This window comes from Photobacterium swingsii, assembly GCF_024346715.1.
In the GTDB taxonomy this organism is placed as follows: Bacteria; Pseudomonadota; Gammaproteobacteria; order Enterobacterales; family Vibrionaceae; genus Photobacterium; species Photobacterium swingsii.
In genome coordinates, this window is sequence record NZ_AP024852.1 from 579,209 (window position 1) to 602,669 (window position 23,461).

21 protein-coding genes and 1 other annotated feature are annotated in these 23,461 nt (G+C 45.0%); of the genes, 12 read left to right on the forward strand and 9 right to left on the reverse strand.

The genetic code is table 11. The annotated features are described in order from the left end of the window. Positions 1 to 4: 4 nt before the first annotated feature. The 4 genes from OCU77_RS02905 to luxS all read left to right on the forward strand — a co-directional run bounded on the left by OCU77_RS02905 (position 5) and on the right by luxS (position 6,037). A complete protein-coding gene (locus OCU77_RS02905; protein ID WP_048900834.1) occupies positions 5 to 2,881 on the forward strand; it encodes a M16 family metallopeptidase in 2,877 nt (958 codons plus the stop codon). 157 nt (positions 2,882 to 3,038) lie between these two features. Then, a complete protein-coding gene (gshA, locus tag OCU77_RS02910) occupies positions 3,039 to 4,610 on the forward strand; it encodes a glutamate--cysteine ligase (protein WP_193391682.1) in 1,572 nt (523 codons plus the stop codon). A gap of 176 nt (positions 4,611 to 4,786) precedes the next feature. After that, positions 4,787 to 5,398 carry a transglycosylase SLT domain-containing protein gene (locus OCU77_RS02915; RefSeq protein ID WP_048900832.1) on the forward strand — a complete coding sequence of 204 codons (612 nt, stop codon included), beginning with the start codon at positions 4,787 to 4,789 and terminating at the stop codon, positions 5,396 to 5,398. Positions 5,399 to 5,518: 120 nt separating this feature from the next. Then, complete coding sequence (luxS, locus tag OCU77_RS02920) at positions 5,519 to 6,037, forward strand: S-ribosylhomocysteine lyase (protein WP_048900831.1); 519 nt, start codon at positions 5,519 to 5,521, stop codon at positions 6,035 to 6,037. 98 nt (positions 6,038 to 6,135) lie between these two features. On the opposite strand, the gene OCU77_RS02925 is transcribed toward luxS, so the two are convergent. Both OCU77_RS02925 and OCU77_RS02930 read right to left on the reverse strand, forming a co-directional pair. Next, positions 6,136 to 7,413, reverse strand: a complete 1,278-nt coding sequence (locus OCU77_RS02925; protein ID WP_048900830.1) for an HlyC/CorC family transporter — start codon at positions 7,411 to 7,413, stop codon at positions 6,136 to 6,138. 97 nt (positions 7,414 to 7,510) lie between these two features. Beyond that, the gene (locus OCU77_RS02930) at positions 7,511 to 8,308 is read right to left on the reverse strand and encodes a cytochrome C assembly family protein (protein WP_048900829.1); all 798 of its coding nucleotides are present in this window, start codon (positions 8,306 to 8,308) and stop codon (positions 7,511 to 7,513) included. A 211-nt stretch (positions 8,309 to 8,519) separates the two neighbouring features. Here OCU77_RS02930 and ffh point away from each other — a divergent pair, with 211 nt between their 5' ends. The 5 genes from ffh to rplS all read left to right on the forward strand — a co-directional run bounded on the left by ffh (position 8,520) and on the right by rplS (position 12,021). Then, on the forward strand, positions 8,520 to 9,887 hold the full coding sequence (gene ffh, locus OCU77_RS02935) for a signal recognition particle protein (RefSeq protein ID WP_048900828.1): 1,368 nt from the start codon (positions 8,520 to 8,522) through the stop codon (positions 9,885 to 9,887). 159 nt (positions 9,888 to 10,046) lie between these two features. Next, positions 10,047 to 10,298 carry a 30S ribosomal protein S16 gene (gene rpsP, locus OCU77_RS02940; protein WP_048900827.1) on the forward strand — a complete coding sequence of 84 codons (252 nt, stop codon included), beginning with the start codon at positions 10,047 to 10,049 and terminating at the stop codon, positions 10,296 to 10,298. A gap of 31 nt (positions 10,299 to 10,329) precedes the next feature. Further along, positions 10,330 to 10,863: a ribosome maturation factor RimM gene (gene rimM / locus OCU77_RS02945; protein ID WP_048900826.1), complete on the forward strand. Its 534-nt coding sequence runs from the start codon at positions 10,330 to 10,332 to the stop codon at positions 10,861 to 10,863. A 21-nt stretch (positions 10,864 to 10,884) separates the two neighbouring features. Continuing rightward, positions 10,885 to 11,631: a tRNA (guanosine(37)-N1)-methyltransferase TrmD gene (trmD, locus tag OCU77_RS02950; protein WP_048900825.1), complete on the forward strand. Its 747-nt coding sequence runs from the start codon at positions 10,885 to 10,887 to the stop codon at positions 11,629 to 11,631. Between the two features lie 36 nt (positions 11,632 to 11,667). Continuing rightward, positions 11,668 to 12,021 (forward strand): 50S ribosomal protein L19, encoded by a 354-nt coding sequence (rplS, locus tag OCU77_RS02955; protein WP_048900824.1) that lies wholly within the window; start codon positions 11,668 to 11,670, stop codon positions 12,019 to 12,021. A 222-nt stretch (positions 12,022 to 12,243) separates the two neighbouring features. Here rplS and OCU77_RS02960 read toward each other — a convergent pair whose 3' ends face one another. From OCU77_RS02960 to OCU77_RS02975, 4 genes are all read right to left on the reverse strand, one after another. Next, complete coding sequence (locus OCU77_RS02960) at positions 12,244 to 12,738, reverse strand: outer membrane beta-barrel protein (protein WP_048900823.1); 495 nt, start codon at positions 12,736 to 12,738, stop codon at positions 12,244 to 12,246. 200 nt (positions 12,739 to 12,938) lie between these two features. Next, positions 12,939 to 14,417 carry a carbon starvation CstA family protein gene (locus tag OCU77_RS02965; RefSeq protein WP_048900822.1) on the reverse strand — a complete coding sequence of 493 codons (1,479 nt, stop codon included), beginning with the start codon at positions 14,415 to 14,417 and terminating at the stop codon, positions 12,939 to 12,941. Positions 14,418 to 14,748: 331 nt separating this feature from the next. Further along, a complete protein-coding gene (gene btsR, locus OCU77_RS02970) occupies positions 14,749 to 15,462 on the reverse strand; it encodes a two-component system response regulator BtsR (protein ID WP_048900821.1) in 714 nt (237 codons plus the stop codon). Further along, on the reverse strand, positions 15,455 to 17,197 hold the full coding sequence (locus OCU77_RS02975; protein WP_107303057.1) for a sensor histidine kinase: 1,743 nt from the start codon (positions 17,195 to 17,197) through the stop codon (positions 15,455 to 15,457). The genes btsR and OCU77_RS02975 overlap by 8 nt, the downstream gene beginning before the upstream one ends. Positions 17,198 to 17,411: 214 nt before the next feature. Here OCU77_RS02975 and OCU77_RS02980 point away from each other — a divergent pair, with 214 nt between their 5' ends. The 3 genes from OCU77_RS02980 to OCU77_RS02990 all read left to right on the forward strand — a co-directional run bounded on the left by OCU77_RS02980 (position 17,412) and on the right by OCU77_RS02990 (position 20,308). Continuing rightward, the gene (locus tag OCU77_RS02980; RefSeq protein ID WP_048900820.1) at positions 17,412 to 18,482 is read left to right on the forward strand and encodes a 3-deoxy-7-phosphoheptulonate synthase; all 1,071 of its coding nucleotides are present in this window, start codon (positions 17,412 to 17,414) and stop codon (positions 18,480 to 18,482) included. A gap of 17 nt (positions 18,483 to 18,499) precedes the next feature. Next, positions 18,500 to 19,627, forward strand: coding sequence for a bifunctional chorismate mutase/prephenate dehydrogenase (tyrA, locus tag OCU77_RS02985; protein ID WP_107303056.1), 1,128 nt, complete (start codon positions 18,500 to 18,502; stop codon positions 19,625 to 19,627). 210 nt (positions 19,628 to 19,837) lie between these two features. After that, positions 19,838 to 20,308: a type II secretion system protein gene (locus tag OCU77_RS02990; RefSeq protein WP_053111903.1), complete on the forward strand. Its 471-nt coding sequence runs from the start codon at positions 19,838 to 19,840 to the stop codon at positions 20,306 to 20,308. A 77-nt stretch (positions 20,309 to 20,385) separates the two neighbouring features. Here OCU77_RS02990 and pheA read toward each other — a convergent pair whose 3' ends face one another. The 3 genes from pheA to bamD all read right to left on the reverse strand — a co-directional run bounded on the left by pheA (position 20,386) and on the right by bamD (position 23,398). Beyond that, a complete protein-coding gene (gene pheA, locus OCU77_RS02995; protein WP_048900819.1) occupies positions 20,386 to 21,555 on the reverse strand; it encodes a prephenate dehydratase in 1,170 nt (389 codons plus the stop codon). Positions 21,556 to 21,612: 57 nt separating this feature from the next. Continuing rightward, positions 21,613 to 21,733: a sequence feature (Phe leader region), on the reverse strand. Between the two features lie 181 nt (positions 21,734 to 21,914). Beyond that, positions 21,915 to 22,271, reverse strand: a complete 357-nt coding sequence (gene hpf, locus OCU77_RS03000) for a ribosome hibernation-promoting factor, HPF/YfiA family (protein ID WP_048900818.1) — start codon at positions 22,269 to 22,271, stop codon at positions 21,915 to 21,917. Positions 22,272 to 22,672: 401 nt separating this feature from the next. Then, complete coding sequence (gene bamD / locus OCU77_RS03005; protein ID WP_048900817.1) at positions 22,673 to 23,398, reverse strand: outer membrane protein assembly factor BamD; 726 nt, start codon at positions 23,396 to 23,398, stop codon at positions 22,673 to 22,675. Positions 23,399 to 23,461 lie beyond the last annotated feature (63 nt).

Genomic DNA, 23,461 nt, shown 5'->3' on the forward strand with positions numbered 1-23,461 from the left:
TTTTGTGCAAAAGTGGTTATTAAGTGCGGCGCTGCTGTCACTGGCAGGTGCCCCTTCTCATGCAGCGTATGCTGCTGTCTCTTCGTCTTCAGTGGCTGCGACAGCTGCGCTTCCTGATGGCATTCGTTTGGTTGAACAGGTGGGGGTAACGGATCCGAATGAGCCTGTGATCCCTTTTAGCAAGTATGTTCTCGATAATGGCTTAACCGTGGTTTTGCACCAAGATAGCTCCGATCCTTTGGTGCATGTTGATGTGACGTACCATGTCGGCTCGGCACGTGAAGAGGCCGATAAATCAGGTTTTGCTCATTTCTTTGAGCATATGATGTTTCAGGGATCTGAAAACGTGGGTGATCAAGAACACTTCCGTTTGATCACTGAAGCGGGAGGTTCGCTAAACGGTACCACTAATCGTGACCGGACAAACTATTTTGAAACTGTTCCTGCTAATCAGCTGGAAAAAATGCTGTGGTTAGAGTCTGATCGCATGGGCTTCTTACTGGGGGCTGTATCGCAACGTAAGTTTGAAATTCAACGCGATACGGTGAAAAACGAACGGGCACAAAATTATGAAAATCGCCCATATGGCTTAATGTACGAGCGCCTTGGCGAAGCACTTTATCCTCGTGAGCACCCTTATTCATGGCAAACGATCGGTTATATCGAAGATTTGAACCGTGTCGATGTTAACGATTTGAAAGCCTTCTTCTTACGCTGGTATGGCCCCAATAATGCCACCTTAACCATAGGGGGGGATATTGATGTGGCGCAGACGCTAACATGGATCAATAAATATTTTGGTTCTATTCCGCGTGGTCCTGAAGTTAAAAAAGCCGACAAGTGGCCAGTCAAAATCGACAGTGATCGTTTCATTACGCTGGAAGACAAAATTCAGCAACCTATGTTAATGATGGCGTGGCCAACTGCGTACAATGGCGCAAAAGATGAAGCATCGCTCGATATGCTGGCGAAAGTGATTGGTGGCGGTAAAAATAGCCTGCTTTATCAGAATTTAGTGAAACCAGGCAAAGTAGTTGATGCTGGTGCATTCCATGATTGTGCAGAGCTGGCTTGTACTATGTATGTGTATGCCATGGGGCAGAGTGGTGATAAGGGTAACTTGAAAGCGATTCGTCAAGAAGTCACATCGGTGTTGGATGGACTAGAGCAGCGTGGCGTTAGCGAAAAAGAGCTGAGTGAGTTAAAAGGCATGGTAGAAGCCAATGCTATTTTTGGCTTACAAAGTGTCAGCGGTAAAGTGTCACAGCTAGCGGCATACGAAACCTTTTTTGGCGATCCTAACTACTTGCAGCAAGAGCTGGGGAACCTACGTGCTGTCACCACGAAAAGCATGGAGCAGGCTTACATGCGCTACTTGAACGGTAATCCGAGTGTCACCTTGAGTGTGGTGCCAAAAGGTAAAACCGAACTACAAGCGGCCAAGCCTAATTACACACCAGCAGAGCGAGTGTTGCCTGAACATAAGAAAATTACCGAGCAAGATCTGGTGTTACGTGAGCCTGTGGATGATTTCGATCGCTCTATCATGCCTCAACCTGCTAAGCCTGTCGAAGCCAAACTCCCGGATGTGTATGAGTTTACTTTAGCGAATGGTATCAAGGTACTCGGTACTAAATATCAAGAAACCCCAACGGTAGAAATTCAATTGATGCTACCCGCAGGGCGTCGTTTTGAGCCACAAGGTAAAGAAGGGATAGCGGCTCTCACCGCGGCGATGATGGGAGAAGCGACCACACAATCTAGTGCGGAAGCGCTATCATCGAAGTTGGATGTGTTAGGCAGTACGGTGAGCTTTAATAGTGGCATGTATACGACAACCGTCTCAGTGACGGCACTGGCGAAAAATTTACCTGCGACTTTAGCTATTTTACAAGAGAAGTTGTTTAGCCCTGCCTTCAGTGAGCAAGACTTTACCCGTTTGAAAGCCCAAGCTATTGAAGGTGCTGTGTACGAACATCAGCGCCCGAATTGGTTAGCCGCGCAAGCTACCCGTGAAGTGTTATTTAAAAACACGCCAATGAGCCAGCCAAGTGAAGGCACTAAAGCATCGCTGGAAGGGTTAACCTTGGCGGATGTGAAAGCCTTCTACCACAATTTCTACACGCCTAATGGTGCTGATCTAGTGGTTGTTGGTGATGTTAAACAAGCGACGCTGACTAAGAATTTAGATTTCTTGGCGAAGTGGCAAGGGCAACCTGAACCTAAGCTATCAGATTTCACACTACCAAGTTTAGGGAAACAAGCCATTTGGCTGGTGGATAAGCCAGGTGCCCCACAAACTGTGATCCGCTTGGTGCGTCAAGGTCTCCCGTTTGATGCGACAGGTGAGCTTTATGAAACCCAGTTGGCTAACTTTAACCTAGCGGGTAATTTCAACAGCCGTATCAATTTAAATTTACGTGAAGATAAAGGCTATACCTATGGGGCTGGCGGGTATCAAAGTGGTGGCCGAGAAGTGGGTCTGTCTGTGTTCTATGCACAGGTGCGTGCCAATGCAAGCTTGCCTGCGTTGAAAGAGTTTCTGGCCGAGCTAGATAAAATCAGCAAAGACGGCATTACAGAGAAAGAGTTGGCATTTATGCGCTTAGCTGTTGGTCAGAAAGATGCGCTAAGTTATGAGACGCCCGCGAAAAAAGCCCAGTTGTTAGGTCAAATGCTGACGTATTCACTGTCAAAAGATTATGTCAGTGAGAGAAATAAGATTGCAGCATCGATCACACAGCAAGAGCTTAATGCTCTCGCGACAAAATGGTTTAAGCCTGAAGATTATCAAATCATCATCGTCGGTGATGCGAAGAGCTTGAAACCACAGCTGGAAACGCTAGCGATCCCAGTAAAAGAATTGACGACAATGAAATAACTCTGCGTTTTTGCGCTTGAGATTAATGTCATAAAGTCACGATTATTGCTGGACAGTAATATTGTTTCACCAAGATTACGCCAGAATAATCGTGGCAATCGTCAATAATAATGATTACCCTTGTTTGTTATACATAAGATCAAAAATGAGAACAGCTTTGATGGATTTTTCACAACGGTTGCAGCAACTTGCCGCAAATCCAGACGCATTGACTCGCATTGGCCGTGGCTTAGAACGCGAAGCATTGCGTATTGCGCCACAGGGAAAACTTTCTAGTGCGTATCATCCTGCGGGATTAGGCTCTGCGCTGACTAACAAGTGGGTGACGACGGATTACGCCGAATCTTTGCTTGAGTTTATCACGCCAGTTTCGCGTGATATCGGTGATCTCTTGTCGCAGCTTAGTGATATCCACCAGTTCACTTACACCCAGTTGGGTGATGAGAAGCTGTGGCCTATGTCGATGCCGTGTTTCGTGGGCAGCGAAGATGATATTGTTTTAGCTCAGTACGGTTCATCAAACTCCGGCCAAATGAAAACTTTGTATCGTCAAGGGCTGAAAAACCGCTATGGCAGCATGATGCAGGTGATTTCAGGCGTGCACTTTAACTTTTCGTTCCCTGATGAGTTTTGGGAGCAACTGTTTGGTGAGCAATCACAAGCGGAACGTCAAGCCTCAGTCTCTGATGCCTATTTTGGTCTTATCCGTAACTATTACCGCTTTGGTTGGTTAATTCCGTATTTGTTTGGTGCCTCGCCTGCGTTATGTGGCTCATTCATCAAAGAAAGCACGGATACTCAGCAAGAGTTCAAGAAAACAGGCTGTGGTACCTATTTTCTACCGAATGCTACTGCATTACGTTTGAGCGATTTGGGTTACACCAATAACGCTCAAAGTGTGCTTAAAATTGGTTTTAATAGCATTGAGCAGTATGTGGATGGTTTACAAAAAGCTATCCGTACACCATCGGCTGAATTTGCTGATATTGGTGTGAAAGTAGATGGAGAATACCGTCAGCTGAATAGCAACGTACTACAAATTGAAAATGAACTGTATGCCCCAATTCGCCCTAAACGTGTTGCACGTGATGGTGAAAAGCCCTCAGAAGCATTAAGCCGAGGTGGGGTGGAGTACATTGAAGTTCGTTCGCTAGATGTGAACCCATTTAGCCCGATTGGTATCACCGAACAACAAGTACGTTTCCTAGATTTATTCCTAACGTGGGCAGTATTAACGCCTTCGGCAGTAATGGACGATGCCGAGTTAGAATGCTGGCGTGATAATTGGAACCGCGTTGTGGTTGATGGTCGTAACCCTGATCTGATGTTGAAGATTGGTTGTAATGGTGAGCGCCTATCAGTACAAGCATGGGGCCAGCGTGTGTTTGCTGAGCTAGAAGAAGTTGCTATTGCCATGGATAAAGCGGCAGGCAATGATAGCTACCAGCAAACGTGCCGAGAGTTGCTTGAGTGGATCAACAACCCAGAATTAACACTGTCAGCACAAATGTTAAAATTGATTGAAGCGCAAGAAGGGATTGGAAATGTTGGGGCATCATTGGCTCAACAACATGCCGAGCAGTTACAACAACGTAGCTATGCGTTTTATTCGCAGCAAGAGTTTGAACAAGAAGCAGCAGCGTCGATAGAGAAGCAAAAAGCGATAGAAGAGAGTGATACTCAGTCTTTGGATGCTTTCTTATCGGATTACTTTGCTGATTTAAAGTAATGGCTTGTTCCATCTAAGTATCGTAAACCAACCTGTTAATGGATAAACGACAGGCAAAAAAATAGGCGGCTACCTTGCCGCCTAGAAAAAACAATTTCGCAGGGATGACGACAGTTTTACTGCCAGTCATTTATTCTGACTTTCATGAGTGCATTTAGTTCCCAATGAGTAAGAATATGTTTTCGGTAGTGCGCCTTTTCTCGCTTTTTAGCGTGTTTGCCTTATTAACAGGCTGCGCCACGCCACCGCCTAAAGACCAATCCAATGTGTGTAATATTTTCCGTGAAAACCCAGATTGGTATGAAGATGCTATCGATATGCAGCAAGATTGGGGAACCCCTATTCATGTAGCAATGGCATTCATTAAACAAGAAAGCAGTTTTCGCCACGATGCTCGCCCGCCTAAAGACTATATATTAGGTTTTATTCCATGGGGGCGTGTCAGTAGTGCTTATGGTTATGCACAAGCTCAAGATCCAGCATGGTCTGATTACCAAAAAGCGACTCGCAACGGCGGCTCTCGCACCGATTTTGGTGATGCCTTACAATTTGTTGGCTGGTATACCAGCGAGACCAACAGACAGCTAGGTGTTTCAAAGTGGGATGCGTATAACCAGTATTTGGCTTATCACGAAGGACGTGGTGGCTTTAAACGTGGCAGTTATAAAGGTAAGCCGACCCTGATGAAAATTTCGCGCAAAGTTGAGCAACAAGCCAAAAACTATGGCTGGCAACTTAAGCAGTGTAAGGCTGAGTTAGATGATAATCGTAGCTGGTGGTCGTTCTAACAGCCGTTGAATAGGATTGACTTCGGCACTTAATACCAATTTGAGTTAGCTTGGTATCACACAGTGCCGTAAACGTTGAGTACTATTAAAGGTACAAGCGAGGCAAAGGAGAAGGAATTAATGCCATTATTAGACAGTTTTACCGTTGACCACACCCGTATGCACGCGCCTGCAGTGCGTGTAGCGAAAACGATGACGACCCCGAAGGGCGATACGATTACGGTATTCGATCTGCGTTTTTGTCGTCCCAATGCTGAAATTTTAACAGAACGTGGTATTCATACTTTAGAGCACTTGTTCGCTGGGTTTATGCGTGATCATTTGAACTCTGACAGTGTTGAGATTATTGATATCTCACCGATGGGATGCCGTACAGGGTTCTACATGAGTTTGATTGGCACGCCAACAGAAGCCGAAGTCGGTGCAAGCTGGACAGCAGCGATGGCAGATGTGTTGACCGTGGAATCGCAAGAGAAGATCCCTGAACTCAATGAGTACCAATGCGGTACCTATAACATGCACTCGCTTGACGAAGCCAAACAGATCGCGAAGAGTATTATTGAACAAGGTGTCGATGTGAATAAAAACGATGATTTGGCATTACCGCAGGGTTTACTCAATGAGCTAAGCGTCAAGTAGTTTGAATCGTTTAGCTATAATATAAGACAGTTACCCAATAAAAAAAGCCGACGTCATGTCGGCTTTTTTGCGGCTGTATCTTGCGAAGTTAAAGGAGATTACCCCGTTTTTTGTAGCTGGCTTGGCAGCACTTTTACCAGTTTAATCATGTTCTCTGAGACTTCGACAATTTCCATTTGGTAACGATCGATTTGGATACTGACTTGTGCATCAGGAATATCTTCGAGGTGTTCTAAGATCAAGCCGTTTAAGGTTCGAGGGCCATCGGTGGGTAAATCCCACTTCAAGCTCTTATTGAGGTCGCGGATATTCGCACTGCCTTCAATGATCAAGCTACCATCGGATTGTGGTGTCACTTCTTCAGCCAATGTTGGTGCAATCGAGGTAGTAAACTCCCCTACGATCTCTTCCAGAATGTCTTCAAGCGTGATCAAACCTTGGATATCACCGTATTCATCGACAATCAGGCCGATGCGCTCTTTATTGCGCTGGAATTTCAATAATTGAATGTTCAGCGGTGTTCCTTCTGGAATGAAGTACACTTCATCGGCTGCTCGTAGTAGTACTTCTTTACTGAATTCGTTTTTATCCATCATCAAACGGTAGGCTTCGCGTACCCGTAGCATGCCAACCACTTCATCGATGGTGTCGCGGAATAAGACAATGCGGCCATGCGCTGAGTGACTCAGCTGACGCACAATCGATTTCCAATCATCATTGATATTTATCGCCGCGATTTCATTGCGCGGTACCATCAAATCTTCAACCGTGACATTTTCTAAATCTAGAATAGAAATCAGCATGTCTTGGTGACGGCGAGGGATCAAGCCGCCAGCTTCATCTACCACGGTACGTAATTCTTCTGAACTGAGTTTTGAGTCGTTCATGCTGTCGACTTTCAAGCCCAGGATACGTAAGAAAGTGTTGGTAATGCCGTTGACGAACCATACTAATGGGTAGAGCAGCTTCATTAGTAGGTTGAGTAAAATACTACTCGCGTATGAAACGCGTTCAGGGTAAATCGCTGCCAAGGTTTTTGGGGTGACTTCAGCGAAAACCAACACTACTAAGGTGAGGGCACCTGTCGCGATAGCAACACCGAGATCACCATAAAGGCGCATACCGATAATTGTCGCAATAGCAGAGGCGAGAATGTTAACAAGGTTATTGCCGATCAGAATCAGGCCGATCAAACGGTCTGGGCGAGAAAGCAGCTTTTCAACACGCTTAGCCCCGCGGTGGCCTTGGTTTGCAAGGTGCCTCAACTTATAGCGGTTGAGAGACATCATGCCTGTTTCAGAACCGGAGAAATAACCGGAAATGACGAGTAGTAATACCAGAAGGGAGAATAATACTCCCGTGGATATGTCGTCCAAAAAACTGTCCTTTAACGATAACGATTGTGTGGATCAACGTAATAAATATAGTTCTACGCGATTGAGATTGAGTGTCAATGATCAAAGTGGTGTTTTATTAACCGCCGATAATGATCTCCTTGACGAAACGACTACCAAAGTAAGCAAGGGTGAGTAAGAACGCCCCGACTAGACTGAACCAAACGACGCGGCGACCACGCCACCCTTTATGGAAATGTCCCCATAAAAGTGTACTGTAAACACCCCAAGCCATCAGTGATAACAAGGCTTTATGCATTTTACCTTGCACTAGCATATCGTGAATAAAGATAAAGCCAGTGATTAAGGTAATCGTCAGAAGAGTATTACCCACTAAAATGATCTTGAAAAGCTGACGTTCGACCATCATTAAAGGAGGGATGTTTGGATTTATCAGCAAACTCTTCTTTGTTTTTAGCTTGTGATCGAGCCAGGCTAACTGAATCGCATACAAAGTGGCGATCATTAGGGTCGAATATGAGAACAAGGCTAGAGAAATATGCAGTAAAACTTGCGGGTGGCCTTCTAAATGGGTAATAAAAGAGCCCGGTAATAAGGTAGCGGCTGTTAAGTTAATCGCAGCAAAGCTGTAAACGACAGGCAGCAGAAACCACACGCGCATTTTTAGCGTGGCGAAGGTGGTAAGGGTCGCGATCATGAAGCTGATCAGCGAAGCAACGTTCAGAATACTCAGATTCTGGCCGACACCACCGAGAATTAAATCTTTTAATAGTAAGATATGTAAGGTTATTGCCGCCAAAGCAGCAATAAAAACAGGTTTGGTTTTTATGCCATCACTGTTGGTTAGGCCAGGAATAACAAGGCCTAAAGCCAGTAAATAGAAGCAAGCTGCCATAATGGCAATCAACATATCCATAGTAAACGCGTAACTATCTATGATGGTTAGAGGTCGCAATTATACCTTGCTGAACACAGAGTCGCCATTGCTACATGAAAGCAGGCGCAGGATTGCGGTATACTAGCGGTAATTTATTAGAATTATGTCCATTTGAGAGCAGAATTAACGTTTAAATTGTTAATCTTTCTGTGGGTATAAAGAGTTTTGTTGCGAAACGAGCGAGTAGCACATGTTCGAGAATTTATCGGAGCGTTTATCCAAAACGCTTAAAAATATCAGCGGCCGTGGCCGTCTGACCGACGACAATATCAAAGATACGCTACGTGAAGTACGTATGGCGTTACTTGAAGCGGACGTTGCGCTTCCGGTTGTTCGTGATTTTGTTAAGCGTGTAAAAGAGCGCGCGGTAGGTACAGAAGTATCTAAAAGCCTAACACCAGGCCAAGAGTTCATTAAGATTGTTCAGGTTGAGCTTGAAGCGGTAATGGGCGAGTCTAACGAAGAGCTAGATCTTGCAGCGCAACCGCCTGCGGTCATTTTAATGGCAGGTCTGCAAGGTGCGGGTAAAACAACCAGTGCCGGTAAGTTGGGTAAGCTTTTAAAAGAGCGTAATAAAAAGAAAGTGTTGGTGGTGTCTGCCGATGTTTATCGCCCAGCGGCGATCAAACAGTTGCAAACCCTAGCGTCTGACATTGGCATCGATTTCTTCCCTTCTAGCGCCGATCAAAAGCCAGTAGACATTGTTAATGATGCTGTCGCACACGCTAAGCTTAAATTTTATGATGTCTTGATTGTCGATACGGCTGGTCGTTTGCACGTCGATGAAGAGATGATGGACGAAATTAAAGACGTCCATGCTGCTGCTAACCCAGTTGAAACCTTGTTCGTGGTTGATGCCATGACAGGTCAAGATGCCGCGAATACAGCAAAAGCCTTTAACGATACCTTACCGCTAACCGGTGTGATCCTAACCAAAGTGGATGGTGATGCGCGTGGTGGTGCGGCGTTATCTGTGCGTCATATTACGGGTAAACCGGTTAAGTTCTTGGGTGTGGGTGAAAAAACCGACGCGCTAGAACCGTTCCATCCGGATCGTGTGGCATCACGTATCCTTGGTATGGGTGATGTACTGTCACTGATCGAAGACCTAGAGCGTAATGTTGATAAAGAGCAGGCTGAAAAGCTGGCGCAGAAGTTTAAAGAAAAGAAAGGTTTCGACTTAGAAGACTTCTTAAGCCAACTAAAACAAATGAAGAACATGGGCGGCATGATGGGCATGCTAGACAAAATGCCGGGCATGTCTCAGTTACCTGACAACATGAAAGATCAGGTTAACGATAAAATGTTTAACCAGATGGAAGCAATCATCAATTCAATGACCAAAGGTGAGCGTGAGCGTCCTGAATTGATCAAAGGTTCGCGTAAGAAGCGTATAGCTGCAGGTTCTGGTACCCAGGTACAAGATGTAAACCGTCTGCTTAAGCAGTTCACCCAAATGCAGAAAATGATGAAGAAAATGCAAAAGGGTGGCATGAAGAATATGATGCGCCAGATGAAAGGCATGATGCCTGGTGGCGGCATGTTCCCTGGTCGATAAGAAAACATTAAATAGGGATTTTTCCGTTAACTGGTGAAAAATTAGCTAAAGCAGTTGCATTCGTCAGTTTAAAGAGTAAAATTCCCGAGCTTAATTTGGCACGGCCCCCGTTGTTTCAGCGGGGGCAATTTTTATTCACAGTAATGCAAAGAGGACGATATGGTTACCATTCGTTTGGCTCGTCACGGCGCTAAGAAGCGTCCTTTCTATCACATCGTAGTTGCTGACTCACGTTGCGCACGCGACGGTCGTAACATCGAACGTATCGGTTTCTTCAACCCTGTTGCTAAGGGCCAAGAAGAGCGTCTACGTCTTGATCTAGATCGCGTAAACCACTGGGTTGGTCAAGGTGCAACAGTATCTGACCGCGCAGCTAAACTAATCAAAGACGCAGCGAAAGCAGCAGCTTAATTAGTATTTAAATCTGGGTAGAAGAGAAACGATGAGTTTAAAAAACCAAGACCACATTGTAGTCGGTAAACTGGGTGCCACCTATGGTATCAAGGGTTGGCTCAAAGTTTTTTCCTATACAGAACAATCTGAAAGCATTTTCTCTTACGCGCCTTGGCTTATTAAAGTTAAAGGCGAGTGGAAAGAGTTCCGCGTTGAATCGTGGAAACGCCATGGCCAAGGGTTGGTTGCTAAGCTAGAAGGTTTGGATATCCGCGAGGATGCTCAAGTGTTCACGAATGCTGAAGTAACTGTACCTGCAGGTCAGCTACCTGCGCTGTCGGATGAAGAATTCTACTGGCGTGAGTTGTTTGGTATGTCTGTATTCACTACTGAAGGTTACGACCTAGGTAAGGTAACTGACATCCTGGAAACAGGTTCAAATGACGTATTAGTAGTTAAGGCAAATCTAAAAGATGCTTTTGGGCAGAAGGAACGTTTAATCCCGTTCCTCGATGAGCAGGTCATCAAGTCGATTGATCGCACTGCTCAGCGGATCGAAGTTGACTGGGATCCTGGATTCTAATCCCCGGTAATAGGTGAACAAATGAAGGTAGGCATAATCAGCCTTTTCCCTGACATGTTTAATGCCATTACCAATTATGGGGTGACAGGCCAGGCGGTTAAAAAAGGCCTTTTGTCAGTAGAAACGTGGAACCCCCGCGATTTTACATATGACAAACATCGTACGGTTGATGATCGACCATACGGTGGCGGACCGGGTATGTTAATGATGGTGCAGCCTTTGCGCGATGCCATTCATGCTGCCAAACAGTCCGTTGAAGGTCAGGCTAAAGTCATTTACCTATCACCTCAGGGCCGTAAGCTTGATCAAGCAGGTGTTGAGGAGTTAGCCCAGAATGAGAATTTAATTCTTATCTGTGGGCGCTATGAAGGGGTAGATGAGCGCATTATCCAACAAGAGGTAGACGAAGAATGGTCTATCGGGGATTTTGTGCTGACTGGGGGCGAACTGCCTGCCATGACGTTAGTTGATGCAGTTGTCCGGTTTGTTCCGGGTGTGCTGGGAGACTTTGCGTCAGCAGAGGAAGATTCTTTTGCAAATGGCTTGCTAGATTGTCCACATTACACGCGTCCTGAAACGTTAGATGGGCAGGAAGTACCAAAAGTATTACTGTCAGGAAACCACAAGGACATTAGTCGCTGGCGATTAAAACAATCGTTGGGCCGTACTTGGCTAAGAAGACCAGAGCTCCTGGAAAACCTAGCTCTGACTGACGATCAGGAATTCTTGCTCGCGGAGTTTATCCGAGAACATAGAGCAAGCATTTAATTAATTTAGTATCAGTTTATTCTAGGGTATACACCAATGAGTAACATCATCAAGCAGCTCGAAGACGAGCAACTAAAACAAGACCTACCTACTTTTGCACCTGGCGACACTGTTGTTGTTAAAGTAAAAGTAAAAGAAGGTGACCGTGAGCGTCTACAGGCGTTCGAAGGTGTGGTTATCGCTAAGCGTAACCGTGGTCTACATTCTGCATTCACAGTTCGTAAAATCTCGAACGGTGAAGGCGTTGAGCGTGCGTTCCAAACTCACTCTCCAATCGTTGACAGCATTACTGTTAAGCGTCGTGGTCTAGTACGTCGTGCCAAACTGTACTACCTACGTGAGCGTTCAGGTAAAGCGGCTCGTATCAAAGAGAAACTTGCTCGCAAGTAATCGAACGTGTAAGACGTTTATCGAAAAAGCCCACCTTCTGGTGGGCTTTTTTTTGTTTTTCTGCACAGTACTTTACTGATGACGACTTGGTAGTTTAGTGTTTTGCGTAGGAAAAGTACTGAGAACAAGGTGTAGATTGTTGTTCTCAGTGATTTGAATCGGCAAAAGTGATCTGTTACTAAGTTAGACTGGTATTAGCCTATTCGCGACATTGGTATAAATTTAGAAAATGAAATGAAGGCCAAGGCTGAAAGTGTTAGCCCGAAAACCTTTTGCCATATCAAGGTATTGCATTTCACCACTCATCATTAGGTTATGGCTCACAGGTGCTTTAAGGCCTATCGCGACATAAGGACGAAAACTGCCAAACTCATCACTACCATGTTGCCCATTTCCCCAATGGCTGTACTGCAGGCTGGTATAGTTTGCACCGATTTTCCCGTAAGTTAAAAACAGGTTACTGATAGGCATTTCTCCGCGCATTGCCACAATTGCACCACGGTAATCGACATATTCTTTATGTGTGTCTTCATCCGTTAATGGAGCTGTGCCACTTGCGTTAAAGAAGATCGCTGTTTCGATCGCAAGCGAATAGGAGAGAGCATACGAGTAGCCAACTTGGGTGATCCAGCCGCTGTCGTGTTTGTCGTCCACGCTTAGTTCTGAGTATCCACCTTGGAAGTAAACTTGATTGTAGGCTGAAGCTGTAGCAGGCATAAGCGAGCACGCCAGTAAGGCCAGCGAGCCGCAAGTACGGGGGAGGTTCATGATTAGATCCAGCAGAAAATTTTGAGCAATATACAGTTAGCTGTATGGTTAATCAAATAATGATAGTAATAATGGATGAGTGTTAAAGGCATAAAGAAGCCAGCTCGAAAGCTGGCTTAGATCGTTAGGGGAACGGGGGAACCAATAGGTTAAACGGTTTCTAGTTTGCCATCGTCTTCATCGGCAAGGTCGGTTTCGCCTTTACCTTTTGATTTTTTAATGACTAGCCCTGTAATCGTTAGGCTGCTTACCACGCCAACAATGGTTGATAAGGTCATAGGTAGACCGAAACCAAGTTGTGCATTGCTAAGGATGAACGTGATACATACGGTTGTCATGAAAATAGCAGGGATAGTCGCAACCCAATGCAGCTTGTTATGGCGCAGTAGGTAAGCGGACGCCGTCCACAGCATCATCACGGCTGTAGATTGGTTAGCAAAGCCGAAGTAGCGCCAGATGATGCCAAAGTCAACTTGGGTCAACACACCACCGAGAACGAACAGAGGAAGTGCCATCAGCAGGCGGTTACGCAGTGTTTTCTGCTCCATGTTGAAGTATTCAGCCAGGATTAAGCGGCTAGAGCGGAATGCGGTATCACCTGATGTAATCGGTAGAATAACAACACCAAGGAAAGCAACCACACCACCTACAACGCCTAATAGACCAATTGATGAGTTGTAAACCACGCTACCTGGCCCACCATTTTTCACTGCTTCCGCTAATGATTCAACCGAGCCAAAGAAAGAGAGAGCCAGTGCACACCAAATCAGCGCGATAATACCTTCACCGATCATTGCTCCGTAGAAAACGAAGCGGCCATTCTTTTCATTTTCAACACAGCGTGCCATGAGTGGCGATTGGGTTGCATGGAAACCAGAGATGGCACCACAAGCAATCGTAATAAACAGTGCAGGCCACAGTGGCAGATTGTTTGGGTTCATGTTTGTGAACATTTGGCTCATTTCATAATCACCAAGCAAGGTGTGCTCGCTTGAGAATGCGATTGCCGTGATCAGGCCGACAGACATAAAGATCAGTAGAGCGCCGAAAAGTGGATAGAAACGGCCAATGATTTTATCAACAGGTACGATTGTCGCGATAATGTAGTAAGCAAAAATAATTACGACCATGGTTGTCATCGACAAGCCCATGTTGGTTTGTTCGTTAACTAGGTTGGTGATCATACCCGCTGGTGCTGAAACGAAAACCACACCGACAAGTAGCAACAGTACGATAGCAAAAATGTTCATAAAATGTTTTGCACCGTTGCCAAGGTAGCGACCAGTTAGTGTCGGTACAGATGCTCCGCCGTTACGTACCGACAGCATACCTGAGAAGTAGTCATGCACAGCCCCTGCGAAAATACAGCCTAGTACAATCCAAAGCATAGCGGCAGGGCCGTATAGTGCCCCCATGATAGGGCCAAAGATTGGGCCTACACCTGCAATATTGAGTAACTGAACAAGGTAGACTTTCTTGGTCGACATTGGCACATAGTCCACACCATCCGTTTTGGTGTATGCCGGTGTTTGGCGATTTTCATTAATGCCAAAAACTTTTTCAATGAATGCACCGTAGATGAAGTATCCACCTATGAGTGCGGCAACGCAGAGTAAGAACCAAGTCATTTTGTTTTCTCGCTGTGGTTTATTGGGGGAGTGCTAATACTGCCATCATACGGACTTGGATCTTGGATGCACGGGGGAAAGCGGTGAGTGGTTGTATACGATGATGAGTGGTTGATAGCAGCATTAAGTGGTTTTTACCGTGTCAGCAACAATTCAGGAATGTGAATGAATAATAATGATGTTAGCGATGGATTTTATTTCAAGTAGTTGATATTGATAGTTTATTTTTGTGGCTGGCTAGGTGTGGCAAGATATTTCTAGTTGTGTGAGCTGGAGCACGCTTGTGCTCCAGTGGTAGTGAGGTGAGCGTTAGTGGTATGTGGTAATGCGATTAACTGAGTCCGTACCTGTCTTTGAGTTCTTTGAGATAACGGCGACTCACAGGCACGTGTGAACCATGTAAAGTTGTGATTTCGGCGAGTCCATTTTCCAGCAATTTGATTTCTCTGATTGCCTGCGGGTGGATCAAGTATTGGCGGTGACAACGGATCAGTGGGGTTTTCTCTTCGAGCACTTTTAGTGTGAGTTGTGTCGTCGCTTGGTTGTCTTGGGTGATGACATGCACGCCCGATAGATCTGAAAAAGCGGTTTCAATTTCATCTGGGCGTAGCAAGATAATTCGGTTATGGCCACAGCAAGGGATCAGCTCTAGCATTTCGCTGGTCATCGCAGAATAATCTTGGCTGAGACACTCACGCTTAAGGCGGGTGATGGTCTTTCGTAACCGTTCGTTTTCAACGGGCTTGAGCAGATAATCAAAGGCATTATCTTCAAAGGCTTTGAGCGCGTACTCATCGTAAGCCGTTACAAACACCACTTTCGGCATCGTCTCTGGGTCAAGCATGCTCAGCATTTCAATGCCCGTGATCTGCGGCATTTGGATATCCAAAAAAATCACGTCGGGCTTGAGGATATTAATTTTTTTTAGCCCTTCAATCGCGTTTGCACAATCGCCAATGATCTCGATCTCACCGCTTTCTGTCAGTAAATCGATCAGCTCTTCACGGGCATATAGTTCATCATCTATTACGAGTGCTTTAATCATGCGAGTTATTCTCCGCCGACGTTGATTGAGAAAGTGTACGTTGAGTTGATACCAAGGCATTTGTCAGTAATGAGGCGGGTAAGGTAATTGTCGCCTTGGTGGATACCTGTGCTTGGCATTGCATACTGACACCAAATTGTTTGCCAAACATATTTTTAAGCCGCTTATCGACAATCTTCATACCCAGTCCACTTTCTTCGCCGACAGGTTGGTAGCACCCTGCATTGTCGGCGACTACGAGTGTAATAACCTCATTGTTGACCTTGCCATGAATATGAATAATACCATTCTCTAATAGGGTCGAAGTACCGTGTTTGATGGCGTTTTCGACTAAAGGCTGTAAGGTGAATGTCGGTATTTTGAGTGACAGTAAAGCGTCGGGAACATCCACATGTACAGTTAAACGATCTGAAAACCGAGCCAGTTCAATTTCTAGGTAAGCATGAACATGTTGCAGTTCCTCTTTTAGGGTCACGGTTTCAATATTTTGTTTTAGATTGCGACGGAAAAATTGCGATAAGTGCTGAATAAGTTCGCGTGCTTTGTCTGGATCTCTGCGTATTACCGCATTAATTGTATTTAAGGCATTGAACAAAAAGTGCGGGTTCACTTGCGCTTGCAGCAGACGTAATTCGGCTTGGGTCAATAAAGCTTGTTGCTGGATATAACGCCCAGTCAAAATTTGGTTCGACAGCAGTTTGGCAATGCCTTCACCGAGGGTGAGGTTGACGGTGGAGAATAGCTTTCGCTTAGGTTCGTACAGTTTGATGGTACCCAGCACCTCGTTATTACCACCAATTAGCGGGATCACTAGGGCTGAACCTAAACGACATTTTTCATGCAGCGAGCAACAGTACGGGATGTCGTAGCCGTCGGCATACACCAGTTCACAGTTATCAATGGCACGACGGGTATAGCCTGAAGAAATGGGGGTATCAGGCAGGTGGTGATCATCGCCAATGCCGATAAACGCGAGAATCTTATCACGATCCGTAATCGCAACAGCGCCCACACCAGTTTCTTCATAAACGATTTGGGCAATTTTTTTCGATGTTTCTTTGTTAAAGCCTTGGCTCAAAATACCGACTGAGCGCTGGGCAATTTTGAGGGCTCGGCTAGAAAATGCAGCTGAGTATTTTTCATAGATCGTTTTTCTATCCTGAATAATACTCATAAATAGTGCAGCACCGAGCGAGTTGGCAATCACCATAGGTAAAGCGATGGCACTGACCAAATGGAGTGCTTGGTCGAAAGGCTTCGCGACAACCAAGATAATAAACATCTGCATAATTTCAGCAAACAGGGTAATGGTGAATACAATGAAAGGCTTAAATAGCTGCTCAACCTGACCAGAACGTACTAAATATAAATGCAGTAAACCACCCATTACACCTTCCATTGTGGTGGAAATAGCACAAGCAACATCGGTAAAGCCACCCATGGAATAGCGGTGCATACCGCCAGTTAATCCCACAGCAAATCCAACAATAGGCCCCCCCAACAAGCCCCCCATAACCGCTCCGATTGCACGGGTGTTAGCGATAGCGTCTTCGATGTTTAAACCAAAGTAAGTGCCTAATATACAAAACAAAGAAAATAATACGTAGCAAGAAAAACGTTGAGATAATCGCCCTGAAATTGTGGTGATTGGCATGAATAAAGGGGTTTTACTCAGTAAATAAGCGATAACTAAATACACACTGAGTTGTTGGAGAAGCGAGAAAATCAGTTCCATGGGGCAGCCTATAACGGTGATTAGGAATATGGTAACCAGCTTTGCAGAATAACCTCAATGTTTATTCTGCTGTAAACTTATAATTACACTTGGTAAATAATCTTTACACCCACTTGCCAAGAAAGGAAAAGGCTTGTTAATGTGGCTCTCAAGATGAAGCAGTGCAGATTCTGCTAGCATAAAAAGACTTAGACAGATTTACAGGGAAGCCAACATGCAAAAAGACCAACTAAATAATATTCATATTCAAGACGAACAAGTATTGATCACACCCGATCAGCTGAAACAAAAACTGCCTGTTAGTGAATCTGCCTTTACGTTTATCCAACAATCACGTCAAACCATCGCGGATATTATTCACAAGCGAGATCACCGTTTATTGGTGGTGTGTGGTCCATGCTCAATCCATGATGTTGATGCAGCGAAAGCGTATGCCCAAAAACTAAAGCAGCTGTCAGAGCAACTTGATGATCAGCTTTACATCGTGATGCGTGTGTATTTTGAGAAGCCCCGCACCACGGTAGGCTGGAAAGGTTTGATTAACGACCCACATTTAGACGGTTCTTTCGAAGTGGAAGAAGGTTTGCACATTGCACGTCAGCTACTGATTGATTTGGTTGAAATGGGGATCCCTCTCGCAACAGAAGCGCTGGATCCGATCAGCCCGCAGTACATTGGTGATTTGTTTAGTTGGGCGGCAATTGGGGCACGTACCACTGAATCACAAACTCACCGTGAAATGGCGAGTGGTCTATCTATGCCCGTTGGCTTTAAAAATGGCACAGATGGCAGTTTAGGTACGGCAATTAATGCGATGCAAGCTGCGGCTTCTGGTCACCGCTTTATGGGGATTAATCGTCAAGGCCAAGTTGCGCTACTGAATACTCAAGGTAACCCTGATGGTCATGTGATTTTACGTGGCGGTAAGCAAACTAACTACGACTCAGTTTCTGTGACAGAGTGTGAAAACGAGATGAGCGCAGCGAGTCTATCACCATCCCTGATGGTAGACTGTAGCCATGCTAACTCTCGAAAAGACTACCGTCGTCAACCTTTAGTCGCGGAAGATGTGATCCATCAAATCAGAGAAGGCAATAAATCCATCATAGGCTTGATGTTAGAAAGCCACATAAATGAAGGTAACCAAAGCGCGGATTTATCGCGTGAGGAAATGGCTTACGGTGTGTCTATCACTGACGCCTGTATTAATTGGGGAGATACAGAATCCCTTCTACGCCATGCGCATAAAGAGTTAGTCCCATTCTTACAAGAACGTAATCAATAAGTACGGAAAGCAGAGTCATGGTTGCTGAACTGAGTAAATTAAGAGATCAAATCGATGAGGTTGATCGCCAGATGGTGGAGCTACTCGCTCGCCGCCTGTCATTAGTAGAAGATGTTGGTCATGTAAAAAGTCAGCATGGACTGCCTATTTATGCCCCTGATCGTGAAGCTGCGATGTTGGCGTCGCGTCGTCAAGAAGCAGAGAGCAAAGGGGTGCCACCCGATCTGATTGAAGATATTTTGCGCCGTACCATGCGTGAATCCTACTCCAGCGAAAATGATTCTGGCTTTAAATGCCTTAAACCTGATCTGCGCCCGATTGTCGTGGTGGGTGGTCATGGTCAGCTGGGGGGATTGTTCTGCCGTTTATTTGAATTGTCGGGTTACCAAGTACGTAAGCTGGGTAGCGATGAGTGGGATCAGGCCGATGAAATGCTAGCGGATGCTGGCATGGTGGTGGTGTCTGTTCCTATTAATGTAACCGAACAAGTCATTGCCAAGCTAGGCAACTTACCTGCAGATTGTATCTTAGCGGATTTAACCTCAGTAAAAAGTGGTCCGCTACAAGCCATGCTAGAAGTCCATAAAGGCCCTGTGATTGGTTTACACCCTATGTTTGGCCCTGATATTCCAAGCTTGGCTAAGCAAGTGATCGTGTACTGTGATGGGCGCAACCCAGATCATTACCAGTGGTTGCTTGAGCAATTCCAAATTTGGGGGGCGAGTCTAAATCGGATCAGTGCAATAGAGCATGATCAGGGTATGACCTTGATCCAAGCGCTGCGTCACTTCACTTCCTTTGTATATGGTGTGCACCTTGCGGAAGAAGACCCTCGATTAGACCAGTTACTTTCGCTTAGTTCACCAATCTATCGCTTAGAGCTTGCCATGGTAGGGCGCTTGTTTGCTCAAGATGCTCAATTGTATGCGGATATTATTATGTCTGCGCCGCAAAATTTAGCGATGATCAAACGCTTTCATCAACGGTTTGGTGAAGCGATAACTATGCTAGAAAGCCAAGATAAAGCGGCTTTTACACAAGCTTTTGATCAAGTAGAAAATTGGTTTGGTGATTACGCCCAACACTTTTTAACTGAGAGCCAAGGGTTATTACGCCAAGCGAACGATTCGACGCATCGATCATAGTCTTCAATGATATACAGAAGCGAGAATGGCCTCCCATTCTCGCTTTAATACTTACTGATTCTTCGCTATTCCTGTCCTTCTTTATTCTTGTACTCTTTTTTCGGTCAGTTATCTGCATTGAAGGGGATGTGTATGATGTTTTTCGTCAAACCTGTAGTTCTTGATGGCGTTACGGTACAATGAGAGCAACTTTGGCGATGGTGGCTCACAATGACTAATAAAGGTTTTACCCTAATCGAATTGATTGTGACGATCGTTGTACTCGGTATTTTAGCCGTGACGGCAGCCCCAAAATTCATGAATATTCAGGGTGATGCAAGAAAAGCCACGCTCAGTGGTCTGGAAGGTGCGCTCAAGAGTTCTGTGGGGATTGTGTATGGTAAAGCGGTACTAAACGGTGTCGAAAAGGGTCAGGCTATTGTTGAGGTTAATAATAAGAGCATTGCCGTGATTGATGGGACCCCAGTAGCGAGTAAAACCAATTTAGGCCATATAGTGCAAACCGATATCCAGGCTTTTAACGGCGTCACGAATGGGCATACAGGCCCGCATGTAGTGGTGTTTGGCTTTCAAAAGACAGCCAAAGCTGTTTATGACAGTCAGTGTTATTTGCAAGCAACTAACATCGAAAATAATAACGAAACGATCTTTGTGACCTCTATTTTTTCTGATGGCTGCTAGATGTTATTGCTATCTGTGAGGCGCTAAACAAAAGGGAGCATAAAGCTCCCTTATTTGTTGATAGTGACCTGTGGCGATTAAAATTCGATATCAACAGGTTTCACGTTCTCGCTTGGGTAGCAGCCTAATACTTTAATAAAGCGGGTTAAACGTGTTAACTCTTCAAGTGCTTCCTGCATGACGTCTGATTTTAGATTTTGCTCTACGTCGAGATAGAACATTTCTTCCCATGGGTTGCCAATAACAGGACGAGACTCAAGCTTAGTCATGTTGATGTTGAGGTTACGTAGTACTACTAAACACTCAACTAGAGAGCCTGCTTTTTGCGCCGTTGACATAATCAAGGTTGTTTTCGCTGGGATCAGTGAGGTGACTTCGACGGGTTTACGCGCAACAACAATAAAGCGGGTGAAGTTTTCTTGCTGATTCGCAATGCCAGATTTCACCGCCGTTAACCCGTAAATTTCTCCGCTGGATGCATTGCCAATAGCAGCGACATCATTACGTTGTAGTTCGGCCACTTTTTGCATCGCTTCCGCAGTGCTAGAGCAGTATTCTTGGTCTATATCGCCCATCGCGTGTAAGTATTCACTGCACTGCTGGTGGGGTTGTGGATGCGAATACAGCGTTTTAATATTCTCTAGGCTAGTGTCTGTCGCGACCAGTAGACAATGTTCGATAGGTTGAGTGATTTCGCCGACAATCGAGAGACTGGTGTGTTGCAGTAAGTCGTACACCTCATTGATAGAACCAGAGCTGGTGTTCTCAATCGGTAAGACGCCATAGTCTGCATTGCCTGTTTCAACAGTATTAATCACATCACGGAAGGTTGAGCAGCTCATTTCAACCAGTTGGGTTTGTTTTTTGCTGAAATAGTTACGGCTAGCAAGATGAGAGTATGAGCCCTTCGAGCCCAAGAACGAAACACGTGCCACGGGCTGTAAACTTTCAGGATTGGTGAGTTTTTGCAAATAGGCTTGTTGGTATAACACCGAGTCTTCAATGATGGTGTGGAAAATTTGGGTGACGTATTGTGGGTCTAGCTGTAACTCTTTACCTGAATCGACTAAGCGCAATAGGAGTGCTTGTTCGCGAGTTAAGTCTCTAACGGGTTTAGCGGTTTCAATTTTGCTTTTTGCGACTTCAAGGCTTAATTGGCGACGTTCAGCTAATAGTTTCAGTAGTTCGTTATCTATCCGGCTAACATTCGTACGAATATCATCCAATGAATATAGTTTGTCTGTCATAAGAATCCTTGTTATCGCAGTCGCTGATTGATTAATACTTTATATGTGTTGGATACATGTAAAAAAGCCTCCCGTTTGGGAGGCTTTCTATTCGTCTTTATCTTCTTTCTTGCACAACGAATAGCCTCCACTAAGGGGACATAAAAAAGAAGGTAAAGAAAAACAGGTTTAGGTCAGACATAATCGTTAGATAATTCGTTTCTTGTTTGTGATGATTTATTTACAGCCTTGTATCCCAAAGGGACTAAATCACCATATTGTTGTTGGGGGTGGTTGTCAAGGTGAATAAAGCAGCTAGAAGAACAAACAAACCCCGCACGAGGCGGGGTTGGTTATGAATTCCTCTTTAAAGCTTGCGGTTATACGTCAGCTTCTTCTTCCTCTTCCTCTACCTCGACAAGCTCAGGCTTGTTGCTATGGCTAGCTCGGCGCGCGGAAGGCTTATGCGCTTGTTTATTCAGTTGGCGTTCGAGTTTTTGATAAACTTCAGTAATCGCACCATACATGTCGTCGTGCTCTGCTGAGGCAACAATATTACCTCCCGGAATAGCAGCAGATGCTTCTACTTTAAATTGACGATTTGGCTCTGTGCTAATTACAGCGTGCTTGTTAATTAGCGGTACTTGATATTTTTCTAACTTACTGAATTTAAGTTCAATTCTCTCACGGATAGCAGGGGTGATATCTAGGTTTTTGCCGGTGATTTCTACTGTCATAATTATCTTCCTCTTTTGCTACCCTTCGTTGGGTTGAATTCAGATTACTAAATTCAGGATTCAATAATGTGATCGGGATCACGCTTTGTTTTTTTTAAATTTATCCAGAATAATTCTGTGATCAAACCGCTTTTGTCGTAAAAAACTTTCACGAAAAGGCTTGTTTATTCCGATCAGGTTAGGGCAGTATGAAGGAAGATAAAACGCTGGCGGCTGGTGCTGACTAGGGGACTTTTTCGATTAGTTACAAACGCTTGTGTTATTTTTGTCCGCTTTGTATCTGACTCGATGAGCCACGTTAAAGCTGGGTGACAATGAGTGCTGAATGAAAACGGTTCAGAATGTGGAATTAAAAAAAACGGCAGCCATAGAGGCTGCCGTTTTTTGTTATGGCGTTATTGTTAACTTGGATTGAGCGCGATTAACTTTTTAGTATTAGCAATTGGCTCTTCAAGCCCTAATGCTTCGTAAGCCGTTAGCATTAAGTCTAATGACTTACGCGCAGCTTCTGTATCTGGGTATAAGCGTTGGATTTGTTGGCAACGGTTAACCGCAGCGACCCAGGCTTCACGACGAACGTAAAAATCAGCGGTTGCTAGCTCGTAATCAGCAAGACGATTTTTCAAGAAAATCATTCGCGCTTTTGCATCGGCTGCATATTGGCTGTTCGGGAAGCGATCGAGTAGACGTTTAAAATCACGGAATGCCGTGCGTGCAGGAACAGGGTCACGGTCATGACGGTCGACACTGAACAAATCGTGCATAAAGCTGCGATCCTGTGCCATGTGCGTTAGACCACGCATATACATTACCCAGTCTGTTTTTTCATGGACAGGGTTTAAACGGTTAAAACGATCTATGGTGGCTTCACCTAACGCGAGATCGTCGTTTTTGTAGTAAGCATAAATTAGATCCAGCTGCACCTGTTCTGAGTAGGCACCGAATGGATAACGTGAATCGAGCGTTTCCAAACGTTCGATGGCTTTTGTCCAGCTACCACTTTGTAGTGCTTCTTGCGCTGTGGCATAAAGCTCAGAAGGCGGCACATCTGGCACAACTTCTTCTGTGCTGGAACAGCCCGAAAGTAGGGCGACAGCAAGAATCGCTGTGAGAGTCAGGCGTTTCATTACGGCATCAGATTCCTTGATCAAAAATTTTATTTCTGTGATCCATTACGGTGAGAGCCGTTA